Consider the following 18259-nt stretch of genomic DNA (forward strand, 5'->3'; position numbering starts at 1 on the left):
TCAGGCCACCGCCCGGGACATGACGTACAAGCCGTCACGCACGGTCATCGAGTCGTCTTCAAGGGTGCGCAGTTGCACACCCGCCACGTCCGGATGCGCATCGAGGCGCGCCGGCGCATGCAGATAAACGTTGAAGGCGCGTTCGCTGGTCGAGGCTTGCAGCTGCCGTTCACGACCGATCAGCGCATTTAACGCGGCATCGCTGTCGCTACCGCCCGCAGAGCGCACGCCGGCCCAGCGCCCTTCCCTCGCCAGCAACAACACACTGCGTTGCGGCTCGGCGACGACGAAGAGGAAATCGCCGGCATCGAAGCTTTTATCGAAGCGGTTGAACGCCGCCATCAGGTACGGCTGCACCGAGCGCAGGCGCAAACCGCGAGCGCTGACCAGCGTGCGCAGGCGATCAAGCAAATCTTGCGGCAAGGCGCTGGCGATGCGGTCGTAACCGCCCGGCTCAGCGGACAGCACCAGACGCCACGGCTGGGTTGGCGCACCAAACAAGTCTTCAAAACACAATTGGGCAAAGCCGCGCAGTTCTTCAGGGCTGCTGATCTGCGCGCTCCATGGCACCAGGCAGAAACGGCTGAAGTGCCCGGAGATGACCACGCTCAATTCGCCACCGGCACGGGCGTGTTCACCGAGCAGGCGGTCGAGGGTGTCCAGGGCCACCGCGTAGCTCTGGAAGCCTTCGTCGATGTAACCGACGCTGCCCAGCCACAGGGTGTCGCTGCCACGCCGTTGACCGAGGCCAACACCGCTGGCGCCGAGCACGGCGACAAAACGCTCACGCGATAAAAGTGACACGATTGATCTCCTCCAGCGTGGTGCGACCTTGCTCCACCAGCTCCAGCGCCGATTCGCGCAACAGGCGCAAACCACGGGCGCAGGCCAGGGCTTTGATTTTTGTGATGGGTTGGCGCTCGACGATCATCTGGCGCAGTTCGTCATCGAGGTGCAGCAACTCGGCAATCGCCGTGCGCCCGCGATAGCCACTGCCCCGGCAGTGGCCGCAGCCCTTGCCGTGGACGAAGTGGTAATGGTCGACTTTCTGTGGATCGAGGCCCGAGGCGCGCAGCTCTTCATCGCTCGGATTGACCGGTGCGCTGCAACTGGCGCACACCAGCCGGATCAGGCGCTGGGCGAGAATCGCGTTGAGCGCCGAGACCAGACTGTAGGGGTCGATTTCCATTTGGGTAAAGCGGCCAATCACGTCGAAGACGTTGTTGGCGTGAATGGTGGTGAACACCAGGTGACCGGTGAGCGCCGATTGCACGGCGATCTGCGCGGTGTCCGGGTCACGGATTTCGCCGACCATGATCTTGTCCGGGTCGTGACGCAGGATCGAGCGCAAACCCCGGGCGAAGGTCAGGCCTTTTTTCTCGTTGACCGGGATTTGCAGCACCCCCGGCAATTGATACTCGACCGGGTCTTCGATGGTGATGATCTTGTCCACGCCGTGGTTGATCTCGGTGATCATCGCGTACAGCGTGGTGGTCTTGCCGCTGCCGGTCGGGCCGGTGACCAGCACCATGCCGTAGGGTTCGGCGGCGAGCCGGCGCAACTGGCGCAGGGTTTCGTCTTCAAAGCCCAGCGCCTGCAATTGCACGCCGCAGACCTTGTCGGCCAGATCCTGTTTGTCGAGCACCCGCAGCACCGCGTCTTCGCCAAAGATGCTCGGCATGATCGACACGCGAAAGTCGATCTGCCGGCCACTGATACCGATCTTGAAACGACCGTCCTGCGGTACGCGTTTCTCGCCGATGTCCAGTTCGGCCATGACCTTGACCCGCGAGATCACCTGCTCGGCGAACTCGTTGCCCTGGACTTTGCTGATGTTGTTGAGCACGCCGTCAATGCGGTACTTGATCACCAGACCGTGGCCGGTGGTGCCGAGATGGATGTCGCTGGCGTGCATTTTCAGCGCGTCGTAGAGGGTCGAGTTGACCAGTTTCACCACGCTGCTGGCGTCTTCGCTGATGCTGGTCAGCGACAGGCTTTGCAGGGTGTCGATTTCGTGGTGGGTGTCGCCTTGGGCGTTCAGCGATTCGACGGCGTGGAAGCTTTCTTCGTGGCGGGCCAGATAGGCCTTGAGGTCATCGGCGTGCACTAGATACAGCGGCGCGCCGTGCAGGCAATCGTCGATCCAGGCCAGGCGCGCCGGGTCGAAGGGGTCGGCAAAGACGCCGATGACTTCGTCGTTGTGGCGCAGCAGGATGAATTCACGTTTCAGGCATTGTGCGAGGGTGACCCGGTCGAATACCGGCGTCGCGGCGAACAGGCTGTCGGTGTCGAGCACCGGGTAATGCAGGGTGGCGCCGAGGGTGTGAATGAACGGCATCGGCGCCAGTTCGCACAACACGCCGAGGGCTTCAAGCACGCGTTCCCCGGAAGTGGCGGCCCGCGCCCGGGCCTGGGCAAGCTGTTCACTTGAAAAACGCTCTGGGGCGCTTTCGGCCGGCAGTGGTTCGACGACAACGGACAGACGTTCCATGGCTTGCTCTCCAACCGGGGCTCAGAGCCCTGTCGGCGCGGCAAACCTTGGCGGCAAGTGCCGGAACGTCTGTTCGCGCCATTACTCCCCGGTGAGCATTTGATCGTCGTCCGGTGCCATGGCGTGCAACTGTCGTCGCCGATCCGCCAACACCCAACTGCCATCGTACAACTGCAACGGGAAGCTCTCGGTCCTGCTCTGGCGTCGTTCGACAAAGCCCTCGGAAGGGCTCGCACCGGGTTTCGCTTCGCGCTTGATGCCAAGAAGGTCGCAGACCGCCCGCGCCAGTTCCGCCAAGGGAAACGGTTTGAACAGGATGTGGCTGACCCCCAGTTGCCGCGCCCGCTCACAGACTTCAGCGGTCGGGTGACCCGTTATCAGCACAAAATGACACGCCCTGTTCTGGCGGACCGCGTCGAGCACCTCAAAGCCTTCCATATCGGGCAAGCGGTAATCGAACACCAGCACGTCGGGGGCAAACGTTTCGGCCAAACCGATAGCCGTCGCTCCGTCATGTGCAATCCGGACATCCAGCCCCTGCGCCAACAGATAATCCTGAAGATTCTGTGCAAGCAGCTGTTCGTCTTCGACAACCAGTACTTTGTTAACCAAGGTCGACTCCTTGAAACAGCAGGTCCGATGACCCCGCCCTGAGAGTGCGCCTTACCATCGGTAACGCACACTTCATGCCAGGCAGAGCGCCGGTAATTTTATCTCTTCATGTCCTTGAAATTAATGACAATGCCCGCTCGTCCCGGTACCCCGTTCCCCAGAAACGGGGAAGCACCTGAATGGGCATCGAAGCCATTCCCCACTATTGGGGGGGAACCTTCAGTCGTCGTCAATTCGTTCGATCCTGTTCTGCACCCGTAATTGCGCGAGCACCTGACGACGAGCCTGGGTCTGTTGCTGTCGGGCGAGCTGTGCCCTGACTGAATCCAGCCCCTGTAAATCTGGGACATCGGCGGCCTCCAAGTGGTTCTGCAAATAAATCACATGCCAGCCGAACGGTGAACGCACCGGTTGGCTGGCGAGCGCTGCTCCGCTGATGATCGAGGCGCGCATTTGCATCAAGCGTAGACGCGCTGCGGCCACTGTGGCGGCATCCGCTTGCGCGGGCACACGGATCAGCAAGTGCCGGGGTTGCAAGGTATTGGCGCGGATCAGCTCGGCGAACATCTGCTGCGCCGCCAGTTCGCGACGGGTGTACTCGGTGAAGGACGCCTCATCGAAACCGGCATCCTGCAAGCGACGCACGAATTTATCCGCGCCGCCGATGGCCATGCGGGTTTGCTCGATTTGCTGACGCAGCGCTTGCTCGTCGATCTGCCGGCCATGCTTCTGCGATTCCTGCCACAGCAGTTCTTTGTCGATCAGCATTTGCAACGCCGCATGCCGCAGTTCCTTGTAGGCCTTGGGGCTGCGAATACTCGCCACCGCGCGACCCTGATCTTCCAGGTATTCGGCGAAAAAGCGCTCGAAACGAAACCCGGAGATTTCCTCGCCGTTGACCCGCGCCACGGCCGGTTCGTTATTGGCCCACGCCAGCGGAAACCAGCAGGTCAGCAGCACTATCAGACTTGTGAGCTTCATGATCGGGCCTCCGTTCAGGGGCTGGCAACAATCGGTTTATAGGGCGCGACCAGATAAAAATGCTGATCGGGCAAATCCACGGTGACCACGTGCGCGCCGTTCAAGCCCAGGCGTCGACCGGGACCGAAGCTCAGGCGCGGGGTCAGGCCGGTGTCGAAGTCGTGCAGGCCTTCCAGCGCCGCCACCAGTTTTTCGCGGCTGGCGTCGCGGCCGGCCTGTTTCATGCCTTCGCTGAGCAACAGCATCGAGGCGTAGGCGCCGACTTGCAGCACCGCGTGCTGGGCGCCGAGACCTTGGTGTTCACGCAGCAACGTCAGGGCCATGCGCCCGGCCTGGGTCCAGTCGCTGGGCACAAACGGATAGGCGAGAAACACCCGCCGCGAGAATCCCTCCGGCACTTGCAGCAACTCACCAGCAACCTGGCTCGAAGCGGCGAACAGATACGGCACTTGCCCGGCGCTTTGCAGGCGTGTCGCCAAGCGACCAAAACCACCGCCATTGCCCAGATAAAACACCGAGCGCGAGCCCAACGGCAGTGCCTCCGCCGCCGGGTCGTAGGCTTGCAGATGGACTTTCTGCCAGCCGTGATCCTGCAAGTACTGGCCGAGGTTTTGCGCGGCCAGCGTTTGTGCCGGGTCATCGGGATACGCGATCAATGTCGGCCCTTGCAGCACGCGCAGGCTTGCTATGGCGTAATCGGCCAGCGCGATCAATTGCTCGCGCAAGCCCGGTAAAGGCTCGAAAATCTGCGGACTCGCCTGCATCGAGCCGAGCAACGACAAGGCGCCAATCAGTGGCACGCCGGACTGTTCCAGACGGCTTGCCAATTCACTGTCGAGTGCCGGCGCCAGCGGCGCGATCAGCGCGAACACTTGTTCTTGCTCAATCAACTGCTGCAGGGCTTGCTCGGCGCTGGCGCGATCCGGGCCGGGATCGATCACGGTCAAGCGCAGTTGCCGACCGTGAATACCACCGGCCTGATTGATCCGCGCGACGCTGCCGTTAAGAACTGCCGCGATGGTCATGCCCTCCTCGGCCAGCGGGCCTTGACTGGGCAGCAAGGTGCCGAGGTGCAAGGTTTGCGCCTCAAGGCCCGGGTCGCGTTCATCGGCCAGGCGTTTGAGGTACGCGGTGAGGTTGCGCCGATCCTTCATCGACAGCAGAAAACGCGGCATGCTCGGGTCGAGGCGATTGTGGCCGGGGTCGCATCCTTGCTCGATGACGGTCGCCAGACTGCTCTCGGTGTACGCCGGATAACTGCGGCCGTTGACCTGTTGCTGGCCGTAGGTGCTGGTCAGCCGCGCCCAGTTCAACGGCGGCGGACGCACCCCGCCTTCGGGCCGACCGAGGCCATCGGCGCCGTGGCAATTGGCGCACGGCAAACTCGTCGCCGGCAGCAACACATCCGCCGCGCCGACCCGCGCCATGATCGCCTCGCCGCTGGCCGACAAGCCTTGGCGGTACAGGCGCTTGCCCGCCGCTTCTTCCGGGGTCAGCGGTGCAGCGCCCGCGCCAAGGCTGACGCCAGCGAGCAGGATCAGGGCGAGTACGCGGCAGCGGTTCATGGCGCGGGCTCAGCGATCGGCCACGGGCATTGTCAGCAACTGCAAGCGCTGGGCAATGGCGGCGGCCGGGGCATCGGGGCGGATTTTGCTCCAGCGTTTGTTCGCGACGTCGCCGACGATCAACTGCGTGGAGTGCTGCTCGGGCGTCGGCACGATCTGGCCGATGCGACTCAGCACCAGGTCCATCTGCGCCTTGTCGCCGGTAAGAAAAAGCCAATGAGGGTCATCGGAACCCTGCTTCAAGGTGTAAGCCTTGAGCACCGCCGGCGTATCGCGCAGCGGGTCACTGGTAAGGGAAATGAAGGTGATGTCCTGCGCCTTTTCGCCCAACAGCTCGCGCACCTCTTTGAGCTTTTGCGTGATCAGTGGGCAGGCATCGTTGCAACGGGTGAAAATCACGTTGAGCAGGACGATGCGGTTTTGCAGGGCATCGCTGTAGAAGCGCAGGGTTTCGCCGTTCTGATCCTGCAACAGCGTGTCGGTGAACCAGGTTTTTGCGTCGTGGGTGCCTTGGGCCGGCGCGGCGGCAACCGTTGTCGGGGCTTCGGGGGCATGGCCTTCGTGGGCGAACGTGACGGTGCTGAAGATCCAGAAGCACACGCTCAGGGAGATCCAGTCGAGCATTCTCATGGCTGTTGCTCCATGGCGATGGCGGTGTGTTTGGCGTGGGTGCGCAGGCCGCTGAGTTTCTCGACTTCCTTGGCCAGCAGCGCCGGATCGGTGAAGCCGTAGTAGCGCATCCAGTGGCGGTTGTTGCCGTCGCCGACGAGGATCAACGGCTGATGATTCTTGAAGTCACCGCTGAAACTGCCGAGGCCTTTGAGGGTTTCATTGATCGATTGTGGTGAGCCGGTCAGCCAGCTCCAGCCCGGCCCGCGCTGGAAGGTGCGCGCGTAATCCTGCAGGCGTTTCGGGTCGTCGCGTTGCGGGTCGATACTGATCGACACCAGTTGCACTTCGTTGCCGACGCGCGCGCCGAGTTGTTTCTGCACTTTGCCCATGATCGACGAAACCACCGGGCACACCGTGGTGCAACTGGTGTAGATAAAGCTCATGACGACGATTTTGCCCTGCACCAGGTCTTGTTCGAGGCGCACGGTTTTGCCGTTCTGATCGAGCAGTGGCACGTTGGCGAATTTCACCTGGGTGTGTTCTTGGGTGTTGCTCGCCGGCGCCTTGTGCCCGACGTGTTCGTCTGCCGAATGGGCGTTGGCGTGTTGAATGCCGAGGCTTAACAGGCACAGGATCAGCAGGCCAGTGGATGCAAATCGGTTCATGTCGAAACTCCTCTTCAACGGGCCTGGTCGGGAGTGACCCGGACACTGGCAAAGGTCTTGTTATCGAAACCAGCGCCCAGCGACGCCGCGCGCACATGCAGGTACCAGGCGCCGCTGTGGTCGAGATTGATGGGGGCTTCGTAGACGCCATCGGCAACTTCCAGCGCCGCCACTTCGCGCGGGTGCGAGGTGGGCGCGAGGTAGTAGCGCAGTTGCACGTCTTTGACGCCGCTGCGTTGGGTTTTGTCTTTGCCCTGGACGATGCGGAAACGCACGACGTAGGGGGCGTTGAGCGCCACGGCAGTCTTGTCGAGGAGGAACTCGACTTGCGGCTGGCCGAGGTGTTTTGGCTGTTTGCCGTCAGGATCAATCTGCGCGGTGAAGCAGTGAATGATGTTCGGTTGATTGAGCAGGAACGCCACGTCGAAGCGCCCCGCCGCCGGCAGTTTCACTCTGGCGCTGTAGAGGCCCGGCGAGACTTCGCGCAGGCTGCGGTCGATGACCATGGCGGCGCGGGCGATCTGGCCACGGTTGGGGTAACCGGACATCGGCGCGTTCATGCCTTCGGCGTAGAAGTAGGTGGTGTTGTCGACCGGGTTGACCACGAAGACCGCATTGTCGTCGCGTGATACCGCGAGGCTTGAGGCCAGCGGCAGATCCCCGGCCAGGCGCGGTGCTTGCGGGCCGGCTTCGAAACTTTGGCTGATCGGCTGGCGGCCTTCGCCCAGCGAGGACAGGTTGATCATGGTGACTTTCGGCGAAGCGAGTCCGCGGATGTAGGCGTAGGCGTGGGTGAACACCACCTGGTAAGGCTCGGCGCTGACGTCCAGATCATGGATGGCGCTGTTGGTCGCGGCATCGATGACGCTGGCGCGGTTTTCCACGGTGTTGAGCACCACGCCGAAACGGCCGTCGGCGCTGAAGCCCATCGGGCCGAGGCCTTGTTGCAGCTTGATCACCCGGCGGATGGCGTGGGTGCTGGCGTCGATCACGGTGACGGTGCCGTCCTTGCCATTGGCCACGTAGACTGCGCCGGACAGCGGCGAATAGGCGACTGACAGCGGTTGCGCGCCGGTTTTGATCTGCTGAATGATATTCAGGCTGGCGATGTCGACCACGCTGACGGTACCGTCGTCGCGATTGCTGACGAAGGCGAAGCGGCTGTCTTTGCTGAAGGTGATTTCGTGGTGACCGCGACCGGTCTGCAGATGTTTGAGGGGTTTGAGGCTTTGGCTGTCGACTACGGTGACGCCGGAGTCTGCAGGTTTGCTGGCGTTATTGCCGACCCAGAGCAGGCGTTCGTCCGGTTGCAGGGCGACGCGAAACGGTTGGCTGCCGGCGCTGATCGAGGCGATGACTTTGAATTGTTCACTGTCGATCACCGCCACTTCGCCGGCGGTTGGCATCGAGACGAACACGCGTTTGTTGTCTTTGGGCGTGACCCAATCCATCGGCGGTTGCTTGAGTTCGATGCGCGCGAGGGTGCTGGTGATGCCGCCGACTGATACCGATGGATCGACCACGGCGATGCTCGCGTCGCGGTTCATCACCAGCAGGAAATAGCTGTTGAGGTCGAGCAATGGCCGCGCGCCGATGTTGGACTTGAGGAACACCCCGACCCGGGCTTTGCAGCTCTGGTCGCGGCCCTGGGCCTTATCGGCAGCGAGGGTTTGCGGATCGACCCAGGCACCCGGGGCCACGCCGGACAGAGGCTGGCCGGAAGCGCTGTCGCTGATGCGGAACTGCACATCGGCGAATTCGCCCTCGCGCAGCTTGCCGTCAGCGGCCAATGGCTTGAGGTCGAAATCCACCGCCACGCCATCGCGGGCCAGCGACTGACTCGCGCCGGTTTGCGCCAGCGCAATCTCACTCAGCGTTAGCAACGCCCCGGCCATGGCCAGGGTGCAAATACCGATGATGTTGATGATCCTGTTCATACACCCTCCCCTACTTCCTTTACCTGGCAAAACACCGACCCTGTGGGAGCGAGCCTGCTCGCGAAAGCAATCTGTCAGCCACCACACCTGTTGCCTGTGCCGACCTCTTCGCGAGCAGGCTCGCTCCCACAAAGGTTTTGCATTCATCCCACTTCCTCACTGCCCACCACCGGCCCCCTGTGGGAGCGGGCTTGCTCGCGAAAGCAAACTGTCCGCCACCACACCTGTTGCCTGTGCCGACCTCTTCGCGAGCAAGCCCGCTCCCACAAGGAATTTGCATTCATCCCACTTCCTCACTGCCCACCACCGGCCCCCTGTGGGAGCGGGCTTGCTCGCGAAAGCAATCTGTCAGCCACCACACCTGTTGCCTGTGCCGACCTCTTCGCGAGCAAGCCCGCTCCCACAAAGGTTTTGCATTCATCCCACTTCCTCACTGCCCACCGCAGCCCCTGTGGGAGCGGGCTTGCTCGCGAAAGCAATCTGTCCGCCACCACACCTGTTACTTGTGCCGACCTCTTCGCGAGCAAGCCCGCTCCCACAAAGGTTTTGCATTCATCCCACTTCCTCACTGCCCACCACCGGCCCCCTGTGGGAGCGAGCTTGCTCGCGAAAGCAAACTGTCCGCCACCACACCTGTTGCCTGTGCCGACCTCTTCGCGAGCAAGCTCGCTCCCACAAGGAATTTGCATTCATCCCACTTCCTCACTGCCCACCACCGGCCCCCTGTGGGAGCGGGCTTGCTCGCGAAAGCAATCTGCCAGCCACCACACCCGTTGCCTGTGCCGACCTCTTCGCGAGCAAGCCCGCTCCCACAAAGGTTTTGCATTCATCCCACTTCCTCACTGCCCACCGCTCCCACAAGGGTTTTGCATTTACAGGCATGTCGTTGGGCCTATTGCCCCTGCGGCGCCGGCTCGGGTTCGTTGGTCACGCGCAGCAGTCCCCATAACCCGGAGGTGTTGCCGTAGGCGGCGTAGTCGCGGAACAGGTAGTCGCCGGGTATCGCATTGCTGCCGCCGGCGCTCGGGATCATGAAGCTGAAGTGCGCGGCCGGCAGGATGCTTTCGTGGGCGCCGATGTACATCGACATCGGGTTGTAGCCGAAGCGCACCGAGCCGACGCCCGGCGACCCCATCGGATAACCACCGATATCGCTCTTCTCGGCCTGGAACGGGTTCACCGACCAGACATGCCCATCGAGCTGGAACGTGGTGCCGCGACTGCCACCGCTCGGCATCAGAATGTGCGTACGCAACGGCTGCCCCGGTTTGGCGTAAAGCACCGGCGTCTGCGGATCGCCACCAACCAGCGCATTGCTGTAGGCCATGTGCGCATTGGTCATGTCGCCATAACCCGCGCCATCGGCATGCCCGAACGGTGCGTCCGGGGCAAGGCCGAAGCGGTACCACAGCGGCTCGGTCTTGTAGTTGATCGCCATGCTCGAGTTGTCCTGCGGATCGGTGGGCACGCCGAAGCCTTCAGCAGCGATCCCTTCCACCGGCCGGCCATTGGCCCAACGGGTGTTCAACGCCTTGTGCCAGACCATCGCGAAGTCGCGGTAGCTGGTCTGCCCTGGCGCGGTGACCGTGGCGTTGACCTTGCGCGCATCGTCGACCCAGGTCGCGCCGATCGGCAGAATACTCATCGCCCCGCCAAGACCTTTTTGCGGCTGCTTGATCACGTCCGCCGGGGTGATGTTCAAACCGCCGAACTCGACCGCCGTGGCATTGATGTTGTCGACGTTGCGGCCCAGTTGAGTCACCGGTTTGCCTTCGCGTTCCAGGTGCCCGGCGTAGTACTGATAAGTACGGGTCGGGTACGCGCCGCTGTTGCCGACGCGCGGTGGCACGGTCTGGATCGGGTTGGCGCCGACGTTGGCGCCGTCGGATTTGGTGATGTCATACGCCAGCAATTGTGCGTGCAGGCCGACGTGGCTGGACGGCCGCATCAGGTTGTTGCTGAAGGTGGTCGAACCCAGACCGCTGTTACGATCACGCTTGACCATGCCTTGCATCACAGCGGTCTGGGTCAGGTCCGGCATCACGCTCGGCAGACGGTTTTCCAGGGTGATGTTGAGGCAATCCCCCGCTGCGGCGCGCAGCACCAGCGGTTCGACCGGGATGCCGGGTTTCAATTTGCCGCTGAGCGGATCGAGATCGGATTTACGCACATAGAGGATCGCGGTCGGATCATGCAGCGGCCCGCTCTGCCCGCCGATGGTGATGGTTTCGCCATCCTCAGGATCGGTCACGGTGACTTGTGGAATGCTCACCGTGCGCGAGTTCAGCACCAGGGTGCCACCCGCCGGATTCAGCGGCCCGCCGACATGCTGACCGAGCCCTTCGGGGTCGCCGATGGTCAGGCCCAGCGCATTGCCGAGAATGTCGTTGGCCAGCGCCGCAACCACTTCATAGTTGCGCTGCACCGTCGGCCGGGTACCGATGCCATTGGGGTTGGCGCTGATCCGTGGGCAACTGCCTTCGAACGCCACGGTGTTGCGCATGCCCGCCGGATTCGGGTTGTTGGGGATGGCGAACAGGTCATTGCGTTTGGCAGTGTAGTTGCGCATCACACCCCAGATACCGCTCCAGTAACCTTCAATCGAAGCGTCCATCGAGTACAGATAATCACCCGTGGTCGCCGCCGAACTGGAGAGCATCGACACCGGCGCAATAAAGCCCATCTGCTCGGAAATGCCGATCATCTGCGAAGCACGCCAGCCAGAGTTGGAGCTGTTGCCGAAGCCGGAACCGCTCTGCAGCCATTTCACACCGTGCAGGGTGACGTTGTGCTCCTCTTCATGGCCGCCGGCGTGCACCCGCAACCGCACGTTGTCGCCGGTGTAGGTACGCAGCATCGGCGTGAACGGATCGCCAGGTTCAGCGCCGCCCTTGTTGATGTGCGGCGGAAACAGCGTGGTGCCGCCGGTTGGGCCGGTGGCCGAGGTGAGCAGATTCGGCGCCAGGTTCATCGCCGGAATCGCCCGGTCGGTACGGCTTTGCATGGCGAACGAGAGATCGCCACCGAGGCCGTCGGCCTGCATGCCGCGCTTGCCGTCCGGGCCGACCTTGTTCGGGTCGTACACGCGCAGGGCCAGCGGCTCGTTGCGATAGTTGACGACGAACATGCCCGGATCATCCACCGAGATCGCCTGCGGACATGGCCGGCTCGGGCAGCCGGGGACCTGACCGCCCTGCACTTCCAGCACGCCTTCAAGCAAATTGCTGGCGTTGTTGCGCACTGGCGGATTGATCGCGTAGCGGAAGCTGTCGGCCGTGGCCGGAAACGCTTGTGTATTTGGCACACCGTTGGGACCTGCGCCGACATAGACGCCGGCTTCATAGGCGTGCTGGAAGTCACTGTATTCGAGGAAGAACTCGCGGAAGCTGTCGTTCTTGCCGTCGCCATCGAGGTCGCCGGTATTGATCACCGCTTGCCACGACGTCGGGCCGCCGTCCTGCCGCGCGCCGCTGTACAACGGCTCGCCGGTTTCGGCGTGGAACCAGGTGGAACCGGCCGGTTCGGCCAACACGGTGGCGTACAGACCGATCTGCTGGTGCGTCGATGGGCCCAGGTGGTCGTGGGTGAAGATGGTGCCGAGGCCGCGATCGACGCCTTTGGCGTTGACCACCGGATCGACGAACCAGCGCTGCATCGCCGTGCGCGCACCAACCCAGTCGGCGCGGCCGTACTGGCCGAAGAACGGATGGTTCTTGGCTTTCGGGCAGGTCTGGGTGCCGTCACGCGGATCGGTGCCGGCGCATTGGTTGAACTCGCGGATCGCGTGAACGCGTTCCTGCACGGCGCCGGGCGAGAGCACGCCGTCCTCGTAATTCCAGCCGTTGGACGAGCCGTCCGCCGAGGTCAGATCCCACTTCGGCAAGTGGATGTGCTGGCCGATCACATCGGTCGGCGTGCGCACCTGATAGTCGTCCATCTCATAGGTGGCCGGCACCAGATTGGTTTGCTGGTATTGCACGCAGTCGAAAGTGTTCATGCGCATCACCAGCGGTTCTGGCGGACGCTGCTTGGTGATCACCGGCCAGGCGTCTTCCCACAGCGCCAGAATGCGCGCCTGCGGGAAGTGATAACCGACCTTGTTGTACACCGCGTCGAACTGGATGTTGGCGGCTTTGTAGATCCGTGGGCGGTCGGCGGTGAAGCTCGAGGCGCCAACAAAGGACAGACCGTCGATGCGTTCACCACTATTGAATTCGCCACTGCCAGCGCTGCTGGTCAAGCGTTTTTGCCGGTCGTCCATGCACGGTTCGTAGTACGGCGCACCGGCCATCGGCAAGGCACCGTTGGTGCGGAAGGCCTTGGCCACCACTTGATTGCCGGGCAGCAAGGCATAGCTTGGGTGATCTTTTTTCGCGTGGAAGGCCATCGCGGCTTGTTCGACTTCGGTGCCCTCTTCCGGCAGGTAAATCGGTTTGGCGCGGGTGACTTCCTTGGAGAAGTCCAGCGAGGTGGTCACGGTGTGCGCTTCGCCACCGGCCGCGACGCCGTCGAGGGTATGGCGCTGCAAGCCGCCATCCCAGCCGCCGGATTGCGCCGGGTCAAGGTTGGCCCACAGCGCTTTACCGCTGGCCTTCAAAGTCTGCGCGGTGGCTGAGTCGAGCATGTCCAGCGGCGGGGTTGGCGGACGTTGGCCGACCGAACTTTCCATGCCACCGATCCAGAACGGATAGCCAGGGTTTTTCAGGCTGCCGTCGGCATTGCGGTTGGCTTCGCTGCGATCAACCAGCGCCAGCGAACCGATGGCTTGACCGCCGGCATTGCCGCCGTGATGTTCGCTGTCTTCGTCGCCCTCTTCTTCCTCATCGTCGTCATTACCGGCGATCAGGGTTTCACCGATTTTCGGCACGACCACGACTTTGCCCGGCATGGGTGCCATGGCTTTGCCCGGCAGCGGCACAATCGCCGGAATCGGTGTGCCGGCAACGATCTCGCCGTCCGGCAAGGCGCGTGCCCCGGCGGCAGGTTTACCGCTGCGCAAGGCAAACGGTTCGCTGTGGTAACCGTCGGCGCCCTGCTGGGAAACGTCGAGCCGGGTGCCCTCTTCAAACACATCGTGCACGCGCCACATGGCCCACATGCCTTGGGCAAAGTGCGGATAGAAATGGCAGTGATAGATCGCATCGCCGGCCACGCGGTTGCGGTTGCCGGAACCGCCATTGGCGATCTCATAGGTGTAACCGGCACCCGGGCCAATGCCCTGGGCGTCGACGTAATCGGAGTTGTCGTCGTTGGGGTTGAACAGCCACTGATGGCCGTGCAAGTGAAAGATGTGCTGCTCATGGCCATTGTGGGTGTTGCGGAATTTGACGAAGTCACCGATGTAGCTGTGATTGACGTTCGATGGCTCCGACGGATACAGCGCCATCGTCGCTTTCACACCGATCTGATCGGCGCGCGGTATCTGGCCGGGGGCGATGCTCTCAAGCCCCGCGTTGGCCGGCACATCGACCAGCATCGCCACATCGCCAACGGTGTGCGAGCTGAGAAAGAATTCTTCGTAGGCGCAAGACAGGCAATCGTGCATCGGCCCTACACCCAAACGGTTGGCCACCACTTCGGCGCCCATGCCGCCCGAGCCGTAGTTGATCATGAACGAGTCGCGAGTCGGCTCCAGCACGTGGGCCATCACCGGGTCGGCCCAATAGGCCGGGAATGCTTGAGTGGCGGCGGTTTCGTCCTGGAATTGCGAGGCGAAATCGCGGAACGCTTCCAGTCGATTAGGGATCGCCGGGTTGCGTTTGCCGACCGACTCCAGCGGATAAGTGCTGGGCGGGAAGCTGCCATCGGCGTTGCTGCCCATGACAATCGCATCGCTTTCGCTGGAGATGATTTCGTTGCCGTCGACCATGCCGATTATCGGCGTACCGGCCTTGCCCTCACGCAACCACGGTTCGCGTTGCGGGTAGCGCGCCTGGTAATCAACGATCGGTTGGCCAGTGGGTGCGCGACCGGTGGTGGCCAGGCGCATTTCTTCTTCGGTGAGGGTGTTGCGATAGCTGCGACCGCCCTTGGGCAGGACGACGACCTGGCCGAACAAGCCATTGGCGACGTTGCCGGCCGCGCCCTCGCCACCGAACGTTGCGCCACGGCTGCTGACGGCAAACGCGCCTTCACGCTCGGCGTACAGGGTGTAAGAACGGCTCGCGCCCGGCGGTACCAAGGTGTTGGCGTTACGTCCGGTGAACGAGGAAATGTCATCGATGCTGTTCACTGCTTGCAGGCCGTTGACCTGGAAACCAACGTGACGGTCAGCGACTTGCTCATCGACTTTGAAGTCTTCGCCAGCGTTGGCGTTTTCGACGCCTTCCTCTTCTTCACCTTCATTCTCGAAGTGCTTGTTCGGGTTGGCCTGGTAGTCGAGCAGATTCTGCAAATTGATCGTCAGGCAATCCCCGGCGGCGACCCGCAGTACCAATGGCCGCGGCCGCTTGTCCGGCCGCAGCGAGATCTTGCCCGGCACTGCCGAACCGCCGTAGGCCAGCGACATATTGCGGTCATCAACGACGTCGCGGCGCAGGGCGAACATCATGCCGTTGATGTTCTGCGCGCCGAGGCGGTTGAACATCAGCGGTTGATCGAAGGCGACGACGTTGGCTACCAGGTTGCGCTCGCAACGCACGGCCGCGCTGGCCAGCTCGACGCTGAGCATCGAGGCCAGAATCACTAGCCAGTTCAACAGAGACGGAGCGTGATGAATGCCAACCATGATCAGTAACCTCGTAGTGGGTGCTCTTGGGAACACTTCTCGACAAATACCTCGGAGCAATCCGCGTGCCACAAAAAATTGCATTAGCGTTCAATCAGTTACCGCGACCACTTGAGAACCCGGGGGATATTCCCCACCGGTTTTCCCCACTTTTCGGGTCTGTCCGGTTTACCCCGAAAGTGGGGAAAACCGGTGTAGGGGCTACAACGGCGAATCTGCCGCCAGCCCTTGCAGGCGGCGGTATTGGCGTAACACGTTGGGCACATAACGCTGGGTTTCGGCGAACGGCGGAATCACCCGACCACGGCTGAGCACTGCGTCGGGCCCGGCGTTGTAAGCCGCCACGGCGAGGGCAATGTCGTTGTCGAACAAGGTCATCAGGCGCTTGAGGTATCGAGCGCCGCCCTGGATGTTGGCCTTGGGGTCGTAGACGTCGGTCACACCGAGTTCGCGCGCGGTGTCGGGCATCAATTGCATGAGCCCGCCCGCGCCTTTGGCTGAGGTCGCGCCGGGGTTGTAATGCGACTCGGCGTTGATCACCGCATGCAGCAGCGCTTCAGGCAATTGGTTGACTTTGGCCGCCGCCGAAACCAATTCCGCGTAAGGCTGGTTGGCGATCATCTGCGGCTGCTGATCGAGGCTGACCACAGCGGCTTCAGCCTCGTGGATCACCCGTTCGTAAGTGCGGCCGGGCCGGTGAACGTTGGACAGCACGTAGCTGCCCTTGGCGTCCACGGAGATGAATACATCGGCCTGCGCTGCCCCGCTGAGCAGCACACAACCGAGCAATCCGCTGGCGAGAAATTTCATGTCGGGCCTCCCCGGATCGACCCCGATAAATTGGGGGAAATGCCCCAATGGCCGATCACGCTTGAGCCATACGCAAGCACTGTGCCGACTCGGCAGATGCCCGTATTACAAGGCTTGCAGCCAATCATCAGCTTTTCGACGGGGCTGAGCATGGCAATTGCATAAGCCCTGTTGGCGACACGGCTGCCACTCACGGGAGGTCATCATGAAGCTGCAATTTCGTCCGCGTGGCCAACGCGGTTTTACCCTGCTCGAATTGCTTGTGGTGCTGGTGGTGCTCGGCCTGTTGGCCGGGATCGTCGCGCCGAAATACTTCGCTCAACTCGGCCGCTCGGAAGTCAAAGTGGCCAAGGCGCAGATCGAAGGGCTGAGCAAGGCGCTGGATTTGTATCGACTGGAAGTCGGCCACTACCCGTCCACCGAACAGGGTTTGCAGGCCTTGGTCACCGCACCGAGTGACGAGGCGAAATGGACCGGCCCGTACTTGCAGAAAAAGCTGCCGCAGGATCCGTGGGGGCGTAATTACGCTTACCGTTATCCCGGCGAAAACAGCGAGTACGACTTGCTGTCGATGGGCAAGGACGGCCAGCCCGGTGGCGAAGGCGAAAACGCCGAAGTGACCAACTGGCAGTAAGCGGAGCGCAGCCCATGCGATTTCATTTGAAGGCGGTCGGCAAGGCTGGCGTGGTGTCCTTGAGCGTGGAAGCGCCGGGCGACAGTGAGGCGCGGCGGATTGCCGAGGATCAGGGGTTGCGCGTAGTCAGCCTGCATGCGGAGAAACATTGGCACTCACTGCGCTGGCGTCAGCGCGAGACCTTCAATCTGGTGTTGTTCAGCCAGGAACTGACCACGCTGCTCAACGCCGGCCTACCGTTGATCGATGCACTGGAAAGCCTCGCCGAAAAAGAATCCGCCCCCGCTGCCCGGAAAACCTTGAGTGAGCTGGTGCGCCTGCTGTACGAGGGCAAATCGTTTTCGCAGGCGCTGGGCCAGTTGTCGGCGGTGTTCCCGCCGCTGTACGTCGCGCTGGTACAGTCCAGCGAGAAGACCGGCGCGGTCGGCGATGCGCTGGGCCGCTACGTCAGCTATCGCCAGCGCATGGACGAGGTGCGGCAGAAGATCATCAGCGCCTCGATTTACCCGATGCTGTTGCTGATAGTCGGCGGTGGCGTGGTGCTGTTCTTGATGGGTTACGTGGTGCCGCGTTTCAGCCTGGTGTTTGAAGGTCTGGGCAATAACCTGCCGTGGCTGTCGCAGGTGTTGATGAGCAGCGGCATGTTTCTGCACGCGCATCAGGCGGAATTTTTCGGCGCGCTGGTCGCGTTGGTGACCGCCCTCGCCGTGCTGCAAAAACAACCGGCGTTTCGCCGTGGACTGGACCGGCTGGTGGAGAAATTGCCGGCGGTGCATCAACGGATTTTCATGTACGAGCTGGCGCGGTTTTATCGTTCGTTGGGGATTCTGCTGCAAGGCGGAATTCCGCTGGTGACCGCCATGGCCATGGTCCGTGGCTTGCTCACCGTGGCTTCGCGGACGCGACTGGATCAGGCCTGCGAGCGGGTGCGCGAGGGACAATCGTTGTCCACCGCGCTGGAACTCAATCAACTGGTGACGCCGGTGTCCCTGCGTCTGCTGCGGGCGGGTGAGCAGTCCGGCAACCTCGGGCAGATGATGGAGCGCAGCGCCGACTTCTACGACGAGGAAATCAGCCGCTGGCTGGAGTGGTTCGTGAAATTGTTCGAGCCGCTGCTGATGACGTTTATCGGCCTGCTGATCGGGGTCATCGTGATCCTGATGTACATCCCGATTTTCGAACTGGCTTCAAGTATTCACTGACCCCGGGAACGGGTTGGATCTGT

The 18259-nt window shown here is 62.4% G+C and carries 12 protein-coding genes; 2 read left to right on the top strand and 10 right to left on the bottom strand.

From position 1 onward, the window contains the following. From C2E19_RS18915 to C2E19_RS18965, 10 genes are all read right to left on the bottom strand, one after another. Positions 1 to 804: a hypothetical protein gene (locus tag C2E19_RS18915; RefSeq protein WP_129394580.1), complete on the bottom strand. Its 804-nt coding sequence runs from the start codon at positions 802 to 804 to the stop codon at positions 1 to 3. Then, complete coding sequence (locus C2E19_RS18920; RefSeq protein WP_129394581.1) at positions 785 to 2491, bottom strand: GspE/PulE family protein; 1707 nt, start codon at positions 2489 to 2491, stop codon at positions 785 to 787. Before C2E19_RS18920 ends, C2E19_RS18915 begins: the two co-directional genes overlap by 20 nt. 81 nt (positions 2492 to 2572) lie before the next feature. Further along, positions 2573 to 3103 (bottom strand): response regulator, encoded by a 531-nt coding sequence (locus C2E19_RS18925; protein ID WP_129394582.1) that lies wholly within the window; start codon positions 3101 to 3103, stop codon positions 2573 to 2575. Positions 3104 to 3322: 219 nt separating this feature from the next. After that, a complete protein-coding gene (locus tag C2E19_RS18930; protein ID WP_129394583.1) occupies positions 3323 to 4084 on the bottom strand; it encodes a SurA N-terminal domain-containing protein in 762 nt (253 codons plus the stop codon). Between the two features lie 14 nt (positions 4085 to 4098). After that, positions 4099 to 5649, bottom strand: a complete 1551-nt coding sequence (locus tag C2E19_RS18935) for an ABC transporter substrate-binding protein (protein ID WP_129394584.1) — start codon at positions 5647 to 5649, stop codon at positions 4099 to 4101. A gap of 9 nt (positions 5650 to 5658) precedes the next feature. Then, positions 5659 to 6279 carry an SCO family protein gene (locus C2E19_RS18940; RefSeq protein WP_129394585.1) on the bottom strand — a complete coding sequence of 207 codons (621 nt, stop codon included), beginning with the start codon at positions 6277 to 6279 and terminating at the stop codon, positions 5659 to 5661. Beyond that, positions 6276 to 6926: an SCO family protein gene (locus C2E19_RS18945; protein WP_129394586.1), complete on the bottom strand. Its 651-nt coding sequence runs from the start codon at positions 6924 to 6926 to the stop codon at positions 6276 to 6278. Before C2E19_RS18945 ends, C2E19_RS18940 begins: the two co-directional genes overlap by 4 nt. Positions 6927 to 6940: 14 nt before the next feature. Then, positions 6941 to 8863 (bottom strand): YncE family protein, encoded by a 1923-nt coding sequence (locus C2E19_RS18950; RefSeq protein ID WP_129394587.1) that lies wholly within the window; start codon positions 8861 to 8863, stop codon positions 6941 to 6943. A gap of 892 nt (positions 8864 to 9755) precedes the next feature. Continuing rightward, positions 9756 to 15590, bottom strand: a complete 5835-nt coding sequence (gene mnxG / locus C2E19_RS18960) for a manganese-oxidizing multicopper oxidase MnxG (protein WP_129394588.1) — start codon at positions 15588 to 15590, stop codon at positions 9756 to 9758. A 201-nt stretch (positions 15591 to 15791) separates the two neighbouring features. Then, positions 15792 to 16400, bottom strand: a complete 609-nt coding sequence (locus C2E19_RS18965) for a lytic transglycosylase domain-containing protein (RefSeq protein ID WP_129394589.1) — start codon at positions 16398 to 16400, stop codon at positions 15792 to 15794. Positions 16401 to 16605: 205 nt separating this feature from the next. Here C2E19_RS18965 and gspG point away from each other — a divergent pair, with 205 nt between their 5' ends. Both gspG and C2E19_RS18975 read left to right on the top strand, forming a co-directional pair. Next, a complete protein-coding gene (gspG, locus tag C2E19_RS18970) occupies positions 16606 to 17034 on the top strand; it encodes a type II secretion system major pseudopilin GspG (protein WP_129394590.1) in 429 nt (142 codons plus the stop codon). A gap of 14 nt (positions 17035 to 17048) precedes the next feature. Further along, positions 17049 to 18236 (top strand): type II secretion system F family protein, encoded by a 1188-nt coding sequence (locus C2E19_RS18975; RefSeq protein WP_129394591.1) that lies wholly within the window; start codon positions 17049 to 17051, stop codon positions 18234 to 18236. The last annotated feature ends 23 nt before the right edge of the window (positions 18237 to 18259 follow it).

Origin of the sequence: Pseudomonas sp. DTU12.3 (genome assembly GCF_004124275.1) — a bacterium.
GTDB classification, from domain to species: domain Bacteria; phylum Pseudomonadota; class Gammaproteobacteria; order Pseudomonadales; family Pseudomonadaceae; genus Aquipseudomonas; species Aquipseudomonas helmanticensis.